Genomic DNA, 15536 nt, shown 5'->3' with positions numbered 1-15536 from the left:
GATCGTGGCGCGAGCGGAGCAGGGGGACGGTATGTCCGAAGGGAGGCATCCCGACGGCGTGGACGTGTTCGCCGTGGATGCCGAGGTCGGCCGGGACCTCGCCGTGGTGGACTGGGCCGCGACCCCGCTCGGAGCGCCGGGCGGATGGCCGCAGAGCCTGCGCACCGCGGTCAGCATCCTGCTGGCCTCGCGCTTTCCGATGTGGATGGCGTGGGGGCCGGAGCTCACATTCTTCTGCAATGCCGCATATCGCCGCGACACGCTCGCCCGCAAGTACCCCTGGGCGCTCGGGCGCCCGGCCCGCGAGGTCTGGGCGGAGATCTGGGGCGAGATCGGGCCGCGCATCGAGTCCGTCCTGGCCACCGGGACCGCCACGTGGGACGAGGGGCTGCTGCTGTTCGTCGAGCGGTCCGGGTACCGCGAGGAGTCGTACCACACCTTCTCGTACAGCCCGCTGCGCAACGACGATGGCGCGCTCACCGGCATGTTGTGCGTGGTGAACGAGGACACCGAGCGCGTCATCGGCGAGCGTCGCATGGCCACGCTGCGCGACCTCGGGTCCGACCCGAGCGTGGTGCGCACCGAGCGGGAGATGCTCGCCTTCGCCGCCGAGCAGCTCGTGCGCAACGGCCGCGACCTGCCCTTCACGCTGACCTACCTCTTCGACGAGGACGGCGGCGCCGACCTGGCCGCCGCGACCGGGCTCGCCCCGGGGCACCCGGCCGCGCCGCAGCGCATCGCCCCCGGGGACACCGCCGGTCCGTGGCCGATCGCGGGCTCGCCGATGCCGATCGACCTGCGCGGCATCGAGGGGCTGCCGACCGGGGACTGGGCCGAGCCGCCGACCCAGGCGCTGCTGTTGCCGCTGCTGCAGCAGGGCACGACGCCATACGGCTTCCTCGTCGCCGGCCTGAACCGGTACCGCCTCCTGGACGAGGGGTACCGCGGGTTCCTCGATCTCGCCGCCGGACACGTGTCGACCGGCATCGCCAGCGCCCGCAGCTACCAGGCCCAGCAGCGGCGCGCCGAGGAGCTCGCCGAGCTCGACCGGGCCAAGACCGCGTTCTTCTCCAACATCAGCCACGAGTTCCGCACCCCGCTCAGCCTCATCATGGGCCCGCTGCAGGAGCTGCGCGACCACCTCCCGCCCGATGACCAGCGCGCCCGCGACGAGGTCGAGGTCATCCACCGCAACGGCCTGCGGCTGGGCAAGCTCGTCAACACGCTGCTGGACTTCTCCCGCATCGAGGCCGGCCGGATGCAGGCCCGCTTCGAGCCCGTCGACCTGCCGCTGTTCACGGCCGAGCTGGCCAGCGTGTTCCGGGCCGCGATCGAGCGGGCCGGGCTCGCGTTCGACGTCGACTGCCCGCCGCTGCCCCAGCCGGTCCACCTCGACCGTGGCCTGTGGGAGAAGATCGTCCTGAACCTGCTCAGCAACGCGCTGAAGTTCACGTTCGACGGAGGCATCCGCGTCGCGGTCGCGGCCCGGGACACCCACGCGGTGGTGACCGTCGCCGACACCGGCATCGGCGTGCCCGCCGCGGAGATGCCCCGGCTGTTCGAGCGCTTTCACCGCATCGCGACCGCCCGCGCCCGCTCCAACGAGGGCAGCGGCATCGGCCTGGCCCTGGTGCAGGAGCTGGTGACCCTGCACGGCGGCACCATCGAGGCCGAGAGCACCCCCGGTGCCGGGACCACGTTCACCATCCGGCTGCCGTTCGGCGCCGCGCACCTGCCGCCCGACCAGCTCGTGGAGGCGACGGGCAGCGACACCGCCACGGAGACGGCCGAGCCGTTCGTGCGCGAGGCCCTGCGCTGGCTCCCCGGCGCCGAGGAGGACCACCCGGCCGCCGGCCCGGTGGTGCCCGCGGCGCCCGGCGAGGGACCCCGCGCCCGGGTGCTCGTCGCCGACGACAACGCCGACATGCGCGACTACCTGCGCCGGCTGCTCGACCCCGGGTACGAGGTGACGACCGTGGCGGACGGTACCGCCGCACTCGCCGCCGCCCGGGCCCAGCCGCCGGACCTGATCGTCTCCGACGTGATGATGCCGGGCGTGGACGGCCTGGCCCTCGTCGCCGCGCTGCGCGCCGACCCGCGCACCGCCGGCGTGCCGGTCATGCTGCTGTCGGCGCGGGCCGGGCAGGAGGCGGCCGTCGAGGGGCTCTCCGCCGGCGCCGACGACTACCTGGTCAAGCCGTTCGCGGCCCAGGAGCTGCTGGCCCGGGTCCGGGCCAACGTCGATCTCGCGCGGCTGCGCAACCACCACGCCCGGTGGCGGACCGCGCTCATCGACTCGCTGCAGGAGGGGTTCTTCGTCGCCGACGAGGACGGCGCGGTCGTCGAGGTCAACGCCGCCTTCACCGACATCCTCGGCTACCCGGCCGACGGGGTGCCCTACCCGGCGCCGCACCCGTGGTGGCCCGACCGGCAGGCCGATCCGACCGCGCACGAGGAGGTCATGGAGCAGTACCGGCAGGTCGTCGCGGGCCGGCACGGCAACATGGTCCTGCCGCTGCAGCACCGTGACGGGCACCGGCTCTGGGCCGCGGTCACGATCAACTCGGTGCACGACGACGCCGGCTCCACGATGCTCGTCGGCACCCTGCGCGACATCACCACCGAGCGCTCCGCCGCCCAGCGCGAGACCGCCCTGAACGCCATGAACGAGCGGCTCGCCGACGCCCGGACCGTGCCCGAGGTGCTGCAGGCCGCCGTCGGGCAGCTGCGCCGCCAGTGGCACGCCACCGGGGTGACCGCCCGGGCCGGCGCCCTCACCGTGTTCGACGCCGCCGGCGAGGCCGCGGCGCCCGCGGTGCTCGACGGCCTGCTCGACCTCGGCCATTCGCGGATCCTCATCGAGATGGGGGCCGGCGGCCGCCCGATCGGCGCGGGCACGAGCCTCGACTCGCCGCTCGGGGCGGTCGGCATCCGGATCGCGCTCGACCCGGCCCGCGGCTTCGGCACCGAGGACCAGACGCTGCTGTTGCTGCTGTGCGGGTCGGTGGCCCAGGCCCTGCACCGGGCCTACGCGTTCGACCAGGAGCGCGAGGTCGCGGTCACGCTGCAGCGCTCGATCCTCGGCCCGGTCGTGCTCCCGGACGGGTTCGCGGTGCGCTACCAGCCGGCGACCCGCCCGCTGGAGGTCGGCGGCGACTGGTACGACGCCGTCGACCTGCCCGACGGGCGCATCGGCATCATGGTCGGCGACTGCGTCGGCCGCGGGCTGGAGGCCGCGACGGTCATGGGCCAGCTGCGCAGCGCCGCCCGCGCCCTGCTGCTGCAGGCGACCGGGCCGGGCCAGGTGCTCACCGCGCTCGACCGGTTCGCGGCCCTGCTGCCGGGGGCCGTGTGCACGACGGCGTTCTGCGCCATCCTCGACCCCGAGGACGGCGGGCTGACCTACGCCAGCGCCGGCCATCCGCCCGCGATCCTCGCGCTGCCGGACGGGCGGAGCGAGCTGCTCACCGTGGCCCGGGGACTGCCGATCGGCGTCCCGCGCGGCGAGGTCCGCACCGAAGCGAGCGTCACGGTGCCGCCGCGCGGGGTGCTGCTGGTCTACACCGACGGGCTGGTCGAACGCCGCCGGCGCCCGCTGACGGTCGGCATCGGCAACGCCGCCGACGCCGTGCAGTCGCACCAGGCCCTGCCCGTGGACGAGCTCGCCGACCGGGTCCTGGAGCAGATGATCGGCGACGAGGGGGCCAGCGACGACGTGGCCATGCTGCTGTACCGCCACCCGGCCCCCCTGGACCTGTCCTTCGCGGCCAGGAGCAGTGAGCTGGCCCCGACCCGGGCCGCGCTGCGCCGCTGGATGGGCCGGGCCGGGATCGGCACCTACATGGCCCAGCAGGTGCTCGTCGCCGCGGGCGAGGCGTGCGCCAACGCCATCGAGCACGGGCACCGCGAGGGGCAGGGCTGGGTGCGGCTGCTGGTCCGGGCGATGGGCAGCGACCTGCACCTGACCGTCACCGACAACGGCAGCTGGCGGCCCGAGCGCAGCGAGCCCGACCCGAACCGCGGCCATGGCATCAAGCTCATGCGGGCCCTGATGCAGCACGTCGACCTCCAGACCGGAGCCACCGGTACCACCGTCGAGATGTCCACGAGGATCACGCCATGACCACTCCGCTGCACATCACCACTGGTCGTGCGGTCGACGGCGTCGCCCGGCTCAGCGCCGTCGGCGAGATCGACCTCACCAACGCGGCCGAGTTCGCGGCCCGGCTGCGCGACGCGCTCGGCGACGGGGCCGGGCGGCTCCTGGTCGACCTGACGCGGGTCGAGTACCTCGACAGCGCCGCCCTGGCGACCCTGTTCGCGCACGCCGAGCGGCTCGACATCCGCATCAGCCCGCTCAACGAGGCCCTGCTGACCTTCAGCGGCCTGGACCAGCTCGCGGCGGTCGAGGTCGTGGCCGGGGACGCCGGCGCATGACGGAACCGCACGACAGCCGGGAGCAGCTGCGGCGCCTGCAGCAGATCACGGACGCCGCGCTGTCCAAGCTCGGCGTCGAGGACCTCCTTCACGAGCTGCTCGTGCGCGCCCGCGACCTGCTGCACGCCGACACCGCGACCGTCATGCTGCTCGACGAGGACAGCGGCGACCTCGTCGCCACCGCCGCCAGCGGCCTCGAGCGCGAGGTCAACCTCGGCATCCGCGTGCCCCTCGGCCGCGGGTTCGCCGGCGTGGTCGCGGCGGGCGCCCAGCCGGTCGCGATCGACCGGGTCGACGCGACGACGGTGGTGAGTCCGGTACTCCTGGACGAGCGCATCGCCGCGATGCTCGGCGTGCCGATGATCACCGCGGGGCGGGTCATCGGGGTGCTGTACGTGGGCGCCCGAGCCCCGCGCTCGTTCACGCCCGGCGACGTCGAGCTGCTGCAGCTCGTCGCCGACCGGATCGCCCCCGCCACCCAGGCCCGCCTGCACAGCCTCGACCGCGCGACCGCCTACGCCCTGCAGCGCAGCCTGCTGCCGAGCCGTCCGCCGGACATCCCCGGCCTCGAGGTCGCGGTCCGGTATGTGCCGGGCGCGCAGGTCGGCGTCGGCGGCGACTGGTACGACGTCTTCGAGCTGCCTTCGGGCGGCATCGGCGTGGCCGTCGGCGACGTGGCCGGCAACGGGCTGCGCGCCGCCGTGGTGATGGGCCGGATCCGCTCGGCCCTGCGCGCGTACGCCCTGGAGACCGACGACCCCGCCGACGTCCTGACCCGCCTCGACCGCAAGATCCACCACTTCGAGCCGGGCGCGATGGCCACGGCGATCTACGCGGTCATCGACCCGACGCTGGCCACGATGGCCCTGTCGGTCGCGGGCCACCCGCCGCCGATGCTGGCCGCGCCCGGCGCCGCCACGCAACTGCTCCCGGTCCGCGCGAACCTGCCGCTGGGCACCCACATCAGCCGGCCCCGGCACAACACCGAGTTCCCGCTGCCGCTCGGCGGCGCGCTGCTGTTCTACACCGACGGCCTGGTCGAGCGGCGGGCCCGGCCGATCGGCGAGGGGCTGGACCGCCTGGCCGAGGCCGTCACCGCCACGGACCCCGACGAGCTGTGCACGAGCGTGATGGCCACGATGCTCAACGACGAGCCGGCCGGCGACGACATCGCCCTGCTGGCCCTGCGCCGGATCTAGGCCGGCCGGACCCGGGTTCCGTCCCCGTCCGCGCCGCCGGCGCGGTGTTCTGTCAACCGTTGACAATTCATCGACGGTCGTCTTTGCTTGCCGTACCGAAGCATCGCCTGGGGAGGGACCATGCTTCGACGGCTTTCCGCTGCCCTGTGCGCGGCCGCCACCGCGCTCACCGCCACTGTGCTTGCCGCCACCACACTCGCCGCCCCTGCCGTGGCCGCCGGCCCGGCCGCGGCCGCCACGCCCCTGCGGATCATGCCGCTCGGGGCCTCCATCACGTGGGGGACCGCCTCCACCGACGGCAACGGCTACCGTGAGGAGCTGCGCCGCCATCTCGCCGACGACGCCGGGATCGCGGTCGACTTCGTCGGCTCCCAGCAGTCCGGCAACGGCGTGGACCGCGACAACGAGGGCCATCCGGGCTATCGCATCGATCAGGTCGCCGCCGGTACCGACGCCTGGATCGCCGCCGCGAAACCCGACCTCGTGCTGATCAACGCCGGCACCAACGACATGATCCAGAACTACGACGTGGCCAACGCGCCGGCCCGGCTCGGCGCGCTCGTCGACCAGATCCGGCGCGACGCCCCCGCGGCGACCGTGGTCGTGTCGACCCTCGTGCCCAACCGGGACGCGGCCGTCAACGCGCGCGTGGCCGCGTTCAACGCGAAGCTGCCGGCCCTGGCCCAGTCCAAGGGCGTGCGGCTCGCCGACTTCGCCGCCAACCTGACGCTCGCCGACATCGGCCCCGACGGCATCCACCCGACCGATGACGGCTACTCGAAGCTGGCCAACGTGTGGTACTCCACGCTGCAGCCCGTCCTCGGCGCCGGACGGGCCTGGCCGGTGTTCCGCACCGACTTCGGCACCACGGTGCAGCAGCTCACGTGGACCGACACGGTGCAGTCGTCGCTGAACGTCGGCGGCTACTGCTGCGGCCTGACGAGCATGGAGTCGGGCCGCCGGGCCGAGCTCGCCCACGGCGGGACGTACGCGCTGATGTACTCCGGCAACGACCTGAGCGCGTCCGGCTCGTACTCGTACAACCGCCTCTACAACGTGCACGTCGCGCTCACGGCCGGCACGACGCTCACGTACTGGATCTACCCGCAGCAGGCCAACGGCACCTACGTGGCCCTGGACCTGTTCCTGACCGACGGGCGCAGCCTGCGCGACTCGGGGGCCGTGGACCAGTTCGGGGTGCGCGCGCACCCGCAGTTCCAGGGCGAGGGCGGCCACCTGGTGCCGAACCAGTGGAACCGGGTCACGGTGAACCTGACCCCGCTCGCGGGCGGCACCGTCGACCAGATCCGCATCGGCTACGACCGGCCCGCGGGCACCGGCCTCTTCCGCGGCTACGTGGACGACATCGACATCACGCGGCCCGCCGTCTGATGAGCCGGGGCCGGAGCGATCACCCGAGGCCCAGCAGCGCGGGCCGGCCGCTCGGGTGCCCGACGGTAGCGCCGGACGCGGCCACCGCGAACCGCGCCGCGTCCGGCACCGGGTCACCGCGCAGCAGGGCCACGGTCAGGGCCGCGACGAGCGCGTCGCCGGCGCCCGTGGTGTCGACGACCTTCTCGCCGCCGAGGGGCAGCGTGAGCGTCTCGACGTTCGGGCCGGGGCCGCGCCAGGCGAACACGTTGCCCCCGGCGAACGCGAGCGCGGCCACCCGCGGCCCGGCGCGCACCAGGTCTGCCGCGGCGGCCTCGAGCCGTTGCGGGGAGTCGGCGCCGGTGAGCATCCGAGCCTCGTGCGCGTCGGCCCGCACGACGTCGGCGAGGGCGAGCAGCTCGTCGCGGGCGCGGTCCGGGGCGGCGCCGTCGAGCACCACGAGGGCGTCGGCGTTCGCGGCGCGCCGAGCCGCGGCCAGCACGGCCTCCTCGGGCTGCTGCAGCTGTACCAGTACCGCCTCGGCCGTCCCGAAGGCCCGATCGGCGCGCGTGACGTCGCCCGCGGACAGCAGCACCGGCTCGGGGAGATGCTCGAGGTAGCGCCACCGGTTCGGCTCCTGCAACACCTCGACGATGAGCCCGGTCGCCGTTCCCGGCCGGCGCACCACGGCGGAGACGTCGATCCCGTCGGCGCTCGCCTGCTCCAGCAGCACGTCCCCGGCCGGATCGTCCCCGGCCACCGCGACGAGCGCCGGGCGCGCCCCGAGCTGCGCGAGCGCGACGGCCTGGTTGGCGCCCTTGCCGCCGAGCTGCTCCCGCCGCTCCCGCACGGCCCCGGAGGTGCCCGCCTCCGGCAGCCCGCCGTCCAGCACGAGCACCAGGTCCCGCGCGAGCTGCCCGACGACCGTGACGTTCGCGTTCATGCGGCCACCCGCACGGTGTCGAGCCTCGTGCCGGCGGCGTCCGGCACGGCCCTGCCCGCGGCCGGCCCGGGGTGCAGGGAGTCCACGATCCCGGCGATCGGCCTGTGCGCGTCGCGGCTGCGCGGCAGCCGGCCCGGCCCGCTGGCGACGGCGAGTATTGCGGTCTTCACTGAAAGTGAGATGCCCGCGGTGACGAAGAACGTCTGCCGCGCCCCGACCGCGAGGGGCGGTGCCTGGCTGTGGTCCATCCAATACTGTCGCACCGGGGCCGACTACCACCGTTGAGGCCGCGGGAAACGAACTTGGTGCTTCCCGGCGAGCTGATCGCGCGGCGCCCGGCGCGCGGCTGAGGCCGGCCGGCCCGTGGCCCGGGCCGCTCAGGTCTGCGCGGCGGCCTCCTCGGCGGTGGCGAAAACCGGCAGGATCCACGTCAGATTGGTGATCTCCAGGACGCTGGCGACCATGGGCTGCGCGGTCGCCAGCCGCAGCCATCCGCCCGTCCCGTCCAGGGCCGAGCGGGTGCGGACCAGGAGGTTCAGCGCGCTGGAGTCGCACATCGGCACCTCGGCGAGGTCCACGACGATCCGGGAACGGCCCGCCTGGGCCAGCCCCTGCAGCGCCTCGGCGAGCGGGTGCAGCGTGTCGAACAGGAGCCGGCCGGTCACGCGGACGACGGCGGGATCGCCGTCGAGCACCTGCACGGTCACGGCATCGGCGGGTTTGCCGCCGTCGCCGAGGAATGAGGATCGCACGATCGTGAGCCTATCCGCGCCGGACGGCGGGCGGACAGCGCGCGGGTGCGAGATGGTGGTGATGTCGTCGCGCGGAGCAAGCGAGGAGGTCGTCCGGTGAGCACCCCCGACGAACCGTGGCCCTGGCGGGCGGCGATCGTCGATCTGCTGGCGCGGACCAGGCTGGCCCAGCCCGACGAGCTGGCCGCCGAGGTCGCCGCGGCCGTGCTGCCGCTCGGGCTGGAGGCCACGATCTACCTCGTCGACCAGGAGCAGCGCGCGCTGCGCCCGGTGCCCAGGCCGGGCGCGGCGGACACTGAGCCGATCGAGCCGATCCCGGTCGATTCGACGGTCCCGGGCCGGGTGTTCATGACGGTGTCGCGCGAGCCGGTGCCGGCCGGTGACGGGCGGCCCGCCCGGCTGTGGATGCCCGTGCTCGACGGCAACGAGCGCCTCGGCGTGCTGGAGGTGGTCGTCCGCGGCGACACCGGCACCGACCCCGGCGACGAGGCCTTTCTCGCCGGCTGCGACCTGTTCGTCCAGCTCGTCGGGCACCTGATCGCGACCAAGGTCCCGTACGGTGACGCTCTGCTCAAGGTTCGTCGCGCCCGGCGTATGTCGGAGGCCTCGGAGCTGCTCTGGCAGCTGCTGCCGCCTCTGACGTTCGTGTGCCACCGCGCGGTGGTCTCCGCGATCCTCGAGCCGTGCTACGAGGTCGGCGGCGACGGGTTCGACTACGCGGCGGACGGCGCGTCGCTGTTCTTCGCGATCTTCGACACCGCCGGGCACGAGATGCGGGCCGGTCTCGGCACGGCCGCGGTGATGTCGGCGATCCGGGCGGCCCGGCGGGCGGGCGACGACCTGGACGCGCTGGCCCGGGCGGCCGACCGGGCGCTGGAGGAGTACCTGCCGGAACTGCGCTTCACCACGGCGGTCCTGGCGCAGCTGGACCTGGACAGCGGCCGGATGCGCTACGTCAACGCCGGGCACCCGCCGCCGCTGCTCGTGCGGGACGGCCGGCTCGTGCACGGGCTCACCGGCGGCCGCCGGCTGCCGCTGGGGCTGGACGACGCCGGGCGGGAGGTCGGCGAGGTGATGCTGCGCCGCGGCGACCGGATCCTGCTCTACACCGACGGCATCACCGAGGCGCGCGACCGCGACGGCACCGCGTTCGGCGTGGACCGGCTCGCCGGGCTCGTCCGGCGCGACGCGGGCCGGCTCCCCGCGCCCGAGACGCTGCGCCGGCTCTGCCACGCGGCGCTGTCGCACTACGACGGGCCCCCGTCCGACGACGCCACGCTGATGCTGGTCGAGTGGTCGTACGACGCGGTCCGGACGATGTCGCCCCTCGCCTGACGCGAAATCGGCCCCGCGGGACCGGGCCCGTGTGTGCCGCGTCGATATCGGGGTATCCCTCCAACGCGTGGCCCGAGCGATTCGCGGGGGAATCTGATGGACGACGAGGACGGCGGCGAGGCCGAGGGCCGCTCGGTGCGCTGGCGGCCCCGCAACGGCCGCGACGTGTCCGTCGCCGCCGCCGCCCGCGAGTGGGTGCTCGGCGTCCTGCCCCGGCTGCTGGCCCGGCCCGCGACCGCCCGGCTGTGCGACAACATCGAGCTGCTCGTCTCCGAGCTGACCGCCAACGCGCTGCTGCACGCCGACGGCGTCGGGTACATCGACGTGTACTGCACCGACCGCGTCCTCGGCATCTCGGTGCACGACGACGTCGCCGCCCCGGTGGTGGCCGCGCAGGCGCCCGCGGCCGACGCCGATCACGGCCGCGGGCTGCTGCTGGTCGAGGCGATCGCCGCGCGCTGGGGCGTGCGCGACCACCCGGACGACGGCAAGGACGTGTGGCTGGAGCTGGCCCTGGATCACTGAATCGGCTCATTCGGACGTTTGATTGCCGAATGGCAAGGGAATGTTGACGGCGATTTCGGGAGGGTGCCGCAATGGTTGATGACGCGCCGACGGCCGAGCTCGTCCGGCGGGCCGCGGAGCAGATCTCGACGCTGGTCCGCGACGAGCTGGCGCTGGCGAAGGTGGAGCTCGTCGAGAAGGGCAGGCGGGCCGGGATCGGCGGCGGGCTCTTCGGCGCGGCCGCGGTGCTGGCCTGGTTCGCCGTCGGGCTGCTGCTGACGCTGCTCGTGGTACTGCTCGATCTGGTCTGGCCGCTCTGGCTCGCGGTGCTCGTCGTGCTCGTCGCGGTGCTGGCCGCGGCCGGGATCGCGGCGCTGCTGGGCAAGCGGGAGCTGGCGCAGGCCGCGCCGCCCGTCCCGCAGCAGGCGGTCGACGGCGTGCACGCGGACGTGGACACCGTGAAGGCCGCGGTGCGGGAAGGACGACGAGGATGAGCACCCAGAGCGAGGAGCCGGACCGGCTGCGGGCGGAGATCGCCGCGACCCGGGCCGAGCTCGCGGAGACGGCCGAGCAGCTCGCGGCGAAGACCGACGTGAAGGGCCGGGCCAAGGAAGCGGCCGCCGAGGCGGTCGACGGGGCCAAGCAGCGGGTCGGCGCCGCGGCACGCACCGTGGCCGACAAGGCCGGCAGCGCGGCGATCGTCGTGGCGGACCGGGCGAGCGGTGCGGCGAGCGCCGTGGCGGACCGGGCCGGCAGCGCTGCGAGCGCCGTGGCGGACCGGGCCACCGGTGCGGCGACATCCGTGCGGGACACCGTCCGCGACACCGACTTCGCCGCCGAGGCGCGCCGCCCGCTGCCGTGGGCCGTGATCGCGGGGGCGGCCGCCGCCGTGATCGTCATCGTGTACGCAGTCCGCCGCCGGCGGGGATGAGGAGAGACAGATGCGTCTGCTGACCTTGGCCGCGGGTGCGGCCGTCGGCTATGTGCTCGGCGCGCGGGCCGGGCGGGAGAAGTACGAGCAGATCGTGGCCAGCACCGGCCGCCTGCGCGCCAACCCGACCCCCGGGCAGGCCGTGCAGACCGTGCAGGAGCTGTTCAGCGCGCCCGCCCCGGCGGCGACCACGCCGGTGAAGGCGCTGCCCACGCCGGCCGAGGCGGTGCCCACGCCCACGCCCACGAGCACCGCGGCGCCGAAGCCGCGCAAGCGCACAGCCGCGAAGACCGCGCCGAAGACCGGCCCGGTGGACCTGGACAGCCTCGACAGCACGGTGTGACCGGCGACGGCCGGGCGGGCTGACCTCGGCGGCTGGCTATCATCGGGGCGACCGATACCGCATGGGCCGGGGGAGGGTCTGTGGTTCCCGATGGTGTCACCATCGCCCCGTCCGGCGTCATCGATCCGCAGACGGCGCCGGCGCTCGGCGAGCGGATCCGCGCCGCGCTCGCGGAGCTGCCCGCGGGTGGCCGACTCGTCGTCGACCTGCGTGACGTGCGGCTGCTGGACTCGGCGGGCATCCGCACGCTGCTGCACGCCCGCCGTGACGCCGACGCGGCCGGGCGCGAGTTGCGGATCACGGGGGCGCACGGCATCGTCCTGAGCGCCCTGGAGCTGACGGGGGTGGCCGAGCACCTCGCGGAGGGCCCCGAGGGCTCGGCGTGAACGACGAGGCCGAGAGCGCCGGCCGCCTAGCGCTCACCGCCCCCCGTGACGAGCGGCCGGCGGTGAGCGCTAGGCGGCGTCGGGCGCGGCGGGCAGGCTGTCCATGAACGAGCTCACCGAGAAGACCGCGCGGCCGGGGCCGGCCGGACCGTAGCCGGGCGGGCTCGTCAGGCCGTTGGCCTCCATGATCGCGCGGTACGTCTCCAGCAGCCGGACGTGGTACTCCAGCGGCGCCCCCTGCGGGTTGCCCTTGCCCAGCGGCGTGGTCGGCTCCGGGCACCAGGTGGTGAACCGCGGGGTGATGCCGCGGGACATGAAGTACTCCAGCCCCTCGGCGGTGGAGGCGATCGCCTCGTCGACGGTGGTGAATCCGGCCGGGGCGGCCATCTCCACGCCGGCCACGAAGTTCGGGATGACGTTGCGGGGGCCGAACACCTCGGCCGAGTCGAGGATGCGGCGGTGCCACTCCTCGCGGCCGACGTAGCGCTCCTTGCCGGGGCAGTAGAGCTCGAACAGCCGCTTGTCCCACACCTCGTAGTTGGGGTGGTAGATCTGGATACCGTAGTCCTTGAACCGCTGCACGTCGGCGCGGGGCAGGGCCTGGGCGACCACCTTGCCGATCCAGCGGCCCGGGAAGCGCTCCTCGATCGCCTGGGCATACTGCCCGTAGAAGTCGGCCTCGGCCTTGCCGCCCACGTGGGAGGTGATGCTGCCGCCGGTCAGCGTGTAGGCCTTCGACGCCCGCTCGGTGTCGTGCTTGTCGATGATGGCCAGCGCCTCGAGGATCTCGTCCACCGGCTTGACGCCCGTGTACGGCCGCCCGGCCGCCTTGTGCTGGCGCCAGTTGTGGTTGATGTCGCAGTACTGGCACTCCTCCTTGGCGCCGAAGTACTGGCACACCCGGAAGGCCGTCAGGTAGATGAGGTAGCCCCACTGGATGGTCGGCGCGACCTCCATGACGGACTTGCCGTTCGCGAGGGTGTGCCGGTAGTAGTCGGGCATCGGCGGGAGCCCGATGTCGGCGATGGGCCGGTCGTCCAGGTGCAGCCGGAGCCGGCCGTCCTCGTCGGTCTTCACACGGTACGGCGAGCTGGGGTTGATCCGCACGGAGACCACGGTGCGGCGCAGCTCGTAGGGCCCGCCGGTGAGCACGATCTCCTCCGGCGGCCGGCGCAGCGCGGCGGTGCCGAGGTCGGGCAGGGTGCGGTGGTCGAAGGAGAAGATGAAGTACGACTTCGGCTTGACGTCCCCGCCCTCGTTGTCGGTGAGGGCCGAGTCGTCGAAGGCCATGCCGCCTCGCAGCAGATCCTCCTTGATGACCGCCTCCCTCGGCACGTGGGGAAAGCGACCCATCAAGTCTTCGACGAGCTCCGTACGCGACTGCATCACCAGAACATCCTCCCGGACGACCGGCGGATGTGCGGCACCCGCCACCGATGTGAGCACCGTCTCCCTCAGGCGGAGCTCTCCCGCGCGACGAAGCGGTGCGGGACGACGACGCAGCGTGCCGGACCGGCGGCCGTGCCGCGGCCGAGACGGTCGGCGAGGCACTCCAGCGCCGCCTCCGCGATGGCCGCCTTGTCCGGCGCGACCGTGGTGAGCGACGGCGTGCTGAACCGGCCGTCCTCGATGTCGTCGAACCCCGCCAGGGCCACGTCCCCCGGCACCCTCACCCCGCGCTCGCCGGCGGTGCGCAGCGCCCCGAGCGCGAGCTGGTCGGTGAAGCAGAACAGCGCGTCGAACTTCCGCCCCTCGTCCAGCAGCCCGGCCAGCGCCGCGGCGCCGTCCGCGCGGTGCAGCCGCCGCACCGGGATCTCCAGCGCGGGATCGGGCCGGACGCCGGCCTCGGCGAGCGCGGCCCGGTAGCCGCGGTGCCGCTGCTCCGCGGTGCCGTTGGCCAGGTGCGGCTGCAGCCCGACGACGGCGATGCGGCGCCGGCCGGTCGCGAGCAGGTGACGGGTCACGTCCGCGGCCGCCGCGACGTTGTCGATCGCGACGCGGTCGAAGAGGCCGCCGCCGTCCTGCTCGCCGAGCAGCACCACGGGCGCGCCGCCCGGGTGCGGGCGCAGGTCGGCGGGGCTGAGCGCCCACGGGCTGATGAGCAGCCCGTCGACGACCTGCCCGCCCGGCGCCCGCCCGCCGTCGAGCAGCCGCCGCTCGCGCTCCGGATCGCCGTCGGTCTGCTCGACCAGCACGGTCCACGATCGGCGCTCCGCGGCCCGGGTCACCAGGGCGGCCAGCTCGCCGAAGTAGGGCGAGGCGATCTCGGGCAGCACCAGCCCGACGAGACCGGAGCGGCCGCCGCGCAGGCTGCGCGCGGCGGCGTTGGGCCGGTACTGCAGCTCGTCGATCGCCCGCTGGACGCGCTCGCGGGTGCCGGCCGCGACGAGCGGGAAGTCGTTCACGACGTTCGACACGGTCCGGATCGACACGCCCGCCCGCTCGGCGACGTCCTTGAGGCTCGCTCCCACCAATCGATCGTACGGCACCACTTGCAACGTTGCATGCCACGTTGCAAGCTGGAGCACATGCAGGCTTACGACGAGATCTACCACGACGGCATCACGGCGTGCCGCGGTGCGTTTCCGGTCGAGTGGGCGGATCGGATGCGCGAGGACATGGACGCGGCCCTCGCCGAGGCGCTCGCCCGGCCCGGCGGCGCGGTCGGCCGCGGCCCGAACCGCTACTACGTGGAGATCCACCCCGAGCAGCTGCGCGGCTTCGCCGACCTGGCGTCGCACCCGTGGGTCACGGCGGTCTGCGAGGCCGTGCTCGGTCCGCGGTACCAGATCGTGGAGCTCGGCTTCGACGTGCCCGGCCCCGGCGCCGCCGACCAGCCCTGGCACCGCGACTTCCCCATGCACCCGGTCACGCGCGACACCGGTCGGCTCAACTCGCTGGCGTTCAACCTCACCGGCGTCGACACCACCGAGGCGATGGGCCCCTTCGAGATCGCCCCCGGCACCCAGTTCGACGACGACCCGGCGTTCGAGCACGGCATGTTCCCGCCGAAGGACCACTACCCGCGCTACCTCGAGCGCGCGGTGCGCAAGTATCCGCGCCGCGGCGACATCTCGGCCCGCTCCGCGCTGACGATCCACCGCGGCACCGCGAACGTGTCCGACACGTCGCGGCCCGTCCTCGTGCTCGGCGTAGACGCGCCCGGGGCCGGCAACGACGAGCGGCACGCGATGGCGGTCACCCGCGACTACCACGCGGCCCTGCCCGCGGCGGTGCGCGACCACCTGACCTGCGCGGTGGTCGACACGCTGGTGCCGATCGAGCAGAAGCACACCATCGAGGGCCTCGTCATGGGCGACGCCTGACGTCGGCGG

General features: G+C 74.3%; 16 protein-coding genes. 11 read left to right on the top strand and 5 right to left on the bottom strand.

Annotation, left to right across the window (positions count from 1 at the left end; all coding sequences use genetic code 11):
* Window positions 1-31: 31 nt before the first annotated feature.
* The 4 genes from AC6JBM_RS17810 (at window position 32) to AC6JBM_RS17795 (ending at window position 7028) form a co-directional block, all read left to right on the top strand.
* Window positions 32-4123: a SpoIIE family protein phosphatase gene (locus AC6JBM_RS17810; RefSeq protein WP_497984701.1), complete on the top strand. Its 4092-nt coding sequence runs from the start codon at window positions 32-34 to the stop codon at window positions 4121-4123.
* Window positions 4120-4437, top strand: coding sequence for an STAS domain-containing protein (locus AC6JBM_RS17805; RefSeq protein ID WP_350625385.1), 318 nt, complete (start codon window positions 4120-4122; stop codon window positions 4435-4437). The genes AC6JBM_RS17810 and AC6JBM_RS17805 overlap by 4 nt, the downstream gene beginning before the upstream one ends.
* A complete protein-coding gene (locus AC6JBM_RS17800; RefSeq protein WP_497984700.1) occupies window positions 4434-5636 on the top strand; it encodes a PP2C family protein-serine/threonine phosphatase in 1203 nt (400 codons plus the stop codon). The genes AC6JBM_RS17805 and AC6JBM_RS17800 overlap by 4 nt, the downstream gene beginning before the upstream one ends.
* 120 nt (window positions 5637-5756) lie before the next feature.
* Window positions 5757-7028, top strand: coding sequence for an SGNH/GDSL hydrolase family protein (locus tag AC6JBM_RS17795; protein ID WP_497984699.1), 1272 nt, complete (start codon window positions 5757-5759; stop codon window positions 7026-7028).
* A 19-nt stretch (window positions 7029-7047) separates the two neighbouring features.
* On the opposite strand, the gene AC6JBM_RS17790 is transcribed toward AC6JBM_RS17795, so the two are convergent.
* From AC6JBM_RS17790 to AC6JBM_RS17780, 3 genes are all read right to left on the bottom strand, one after another.
* Window positions 7048-7950: a PfkB family carbohydrate kinase gene (locus AC6JBM_RS17790; protein ID WP_497984698.1), complete on the bottom strand. Its 903-nt coding sequence runs from the start codon at window positions 7948-7950 to the stop codon at window positions 7048-7050.
* Entirely contained in the window at window positions 7947-8213 is a 267-nt protein-coding gene (locus AC6JBM_RS17785) for a hypothetical protein (protein WP_497984697.1), read from the bottom strand. The genes AC6JBM_RS17790 and AC6JBM_RS17785 overlap by 4 nt, the downstream gene beginning before the upstream one ends.
* A gap of 114 nt (window positions 8214-8327) precedes the next feature.
* Window positions 8328-8702 (bottom strand): STAS domain-containing protein, encoded by a 375-nt coding sequence (locus tag AC6JBM_RS17780; protein ID WP_497984696.1) that lies wholly within the window; start codon window positions 8700-8702, stop codon window positions 8328-8330.
* Window positions 8703-8798: 96 nt separating this feature from the next.
* Between AC6JBM_RS17780 and AC6JBM_RS17775 the strand changes: the two genes are divergently transcribed.
* The 6 genes from AC6JBM_RS17775 (at window position 8799) to AC6JBM_RS17750 (ending at window position 12201) form a co-directional block, all read left to right on the top strand.
* Window positions 8799-10037, top strand: coding sequence for a PP2C family protein-serine/threonine phosphatase (locus AC6JBM_RS17775; protein WP_497984695.1), 1239 nt, complete (start codon window positions 8799-8801; stop codon window positions 10035-10037).
* A gap of 96 nt (window positions 10038-10133) precedes the next feature.
* The gene (locus AC6JBM_RS17770) at window positions 10134-10562 is read left to right on the top strand and encodes an ATP-binding protein (protein ID WP_497984694.1); all 429 of its coding nucleotides are present in this window, start codon (window positions 10134-10136) and stop codon (window positions 10560-10562) included.
* 71 nt (window positions 10563-10633) lie between these two features.
* Window positions 10634-11035: a phage holin family protein gene (locus AC6JBM_RS17765; protein WP_497984693.1), complete on the top strand. Its 402-nt coding sequence runs from the start codon at window positions 10634-10636 to the stop codon at window positions 11033-11035.
* Window positions 11032-11472, top strand: coding sequence for a DUF3618 domain-containing protein (locus AC6JBM_RS17760; protein ID WP_497984692.1), 441 nt, complete (start codon window positions 11032-11034; stop codon window positions 11470-11472). Before AC6JBM_RS17765 ends, AC6JBM_RS17760 begins: the two co-directional genes overlap by 4 nt.
* A gap of 10 nt (window positions 11473-11482) precedes the next feature.
* A complete protein-coding gene (locus AC6JBM_RS17755; RefSeq protein ID WP_497984691.1) occupies window positions 11483-11815 on the top strand; it encodes a hypothetical protein in 333 nt (110 codons plus the stop codon).
* A gap of 80 nt (window positions 11816-11895) precedes the next feature.
* The gene (locus AC6JBM_RS17750) at window positions 11896-12201 is read left to right on the top strand and encodes an STAS domain-containing protein (RefSeq protein ID WP_497984690.1); all 306 of its coding nucleotides are present in this window, start codon (window positions 11896-11898) and stop codon (window positions 12199-12201) included.
* Window positions 12202-12270: 69 nt separating this feature from the next.
* Here AC6JBM_RS17750 and AC6JBM_RS17745 read toward each other — a convergent pair whose 3' ends face one another.
* Window positions 12271-13536: a radical SAM protein gene (locus tag AC6JBM_RS17745; RefSeq protein ID WP_497984689.1), complete on the bottom strand. Its 1266-nt coding sequence runs from the start codon at window positions 13534-13536 to the stop codon at window positions 12271-12273.
* 119 nt (window positions 13537-13655) lie between these two features.
* The gene (locus AC6JBM_RS17740; protein ID WP_497984688.1) at window positions 13656-14672 is read right to left on the bottom strand and encodes a LacI family DNA-binding transcriptional regulator; all 1017 of its coding nucleotides are present in this window, start codon (window positions 14670-14672) and stop codon (window positions 13656-13658) included.
* A gap of 57 nt (window positions 14673-14729) precedes the next feature.
* On the opposite strand from AC6JBM_RS17740, the gene AC6JBM_RS17735 reads away from it, so the two are divergent.
* Window positions 14730-15527: a phytanoyl-CoA dioxygenase family protein gene (locus tag AC6JBM_RS17735; RefSeq protein WP_497984687.1), complete on the top strand. Its 798-nt coding sequence runs from the start codon at window positions 14730-14732 to the stop codon at window positions 15525-15527.
* Window positions 15528-15536: the final 9 nt, after the last annotated feature.

The organism is Dactylosporangium thailandense (genome assembly GCF_059739745.1).
Note: the sequence above shows the minus strand (reverse complement) of the source record. Positions and strands in the feature narration are given on the sequence as shown.

Excerpts from the sequence above, each read along its gene's own strand:
- AC6JBM_RS17795 (WP_497984699.1), top strand. The coding sequence starts at position 5,757 with ATGCTTCGACGGCTTTCCGCTGCCCTGTGCGCGGCCGCCACCGCGCTC.
- AC6JBM_RS17810 (WP_497984701.1), top strand. The coding sequence starts at position 32 with ATGTCCGAAGGGAGGCATCCCGACGGCGTGGACGTGTTCGCCGTGGAT.
- AC6JBM_RS17805 (WP_350625385.1), top strand. The coding sequence starts at position 4,120 with ATGACCACTCCGCTGCACATCACCACTGGTCGTGCGGTCGACGGCGTC.
- AC6JBM_RS17790 (WP_497984698.1), bottom strand. The coding sequence starts at position 7,950 with ATGAACGCGAACGTCACGGTCGTCGGGCAGCTCGCGCGGGACCTGGTG.
- AC6JBM_RS17765 (WP_497984693.1), top strand. The coding sequence starts at position 10,634 with ATGGTTGATGACGCGCCGACGGCCGAGCTCGTCCGGCGGGCCGCGGAG.
- AC6JBM_RS17755 (WP_497984691.1), top strand. The coding sequence starts at position 11,483 with ATGCGTCTGCTGACCTTGGCCGCGGGTGCGGCCGTCGGCTATGTGCTC.
- AC6JBM_RS17800 (WP_497984700.1), top strand. The coding sequence starts at position 4,434 with ATGACGGAACCGCACGACAGCCGGGAGCAGCTGCGGCGCCTGCAGCAG.
- AC6JBM_RS17735 (WP_497984687.1), top strand. The coding sequence starts at position 14,730 with ATGCAGGCTTACGACGAGATCTACCACGACGGCATCACGGCGTGCCGC.
- AC6JBM_RS17760 (WP_497984692.1), top strand. The coding sequence starts at position 11,032 with ATGAGCACCCAGAGCGAGGAGCCGGACCGGCTGCGGGCGGAGATCGCC.
- AC6JBM_RS17770 (WP_497984694.1), top strand. The coding sequence starts at position 10,134 with ATGGACGACGAGGACGGCGGCGAGGCCGAGGGCCGCTCGGTGCGCTGG.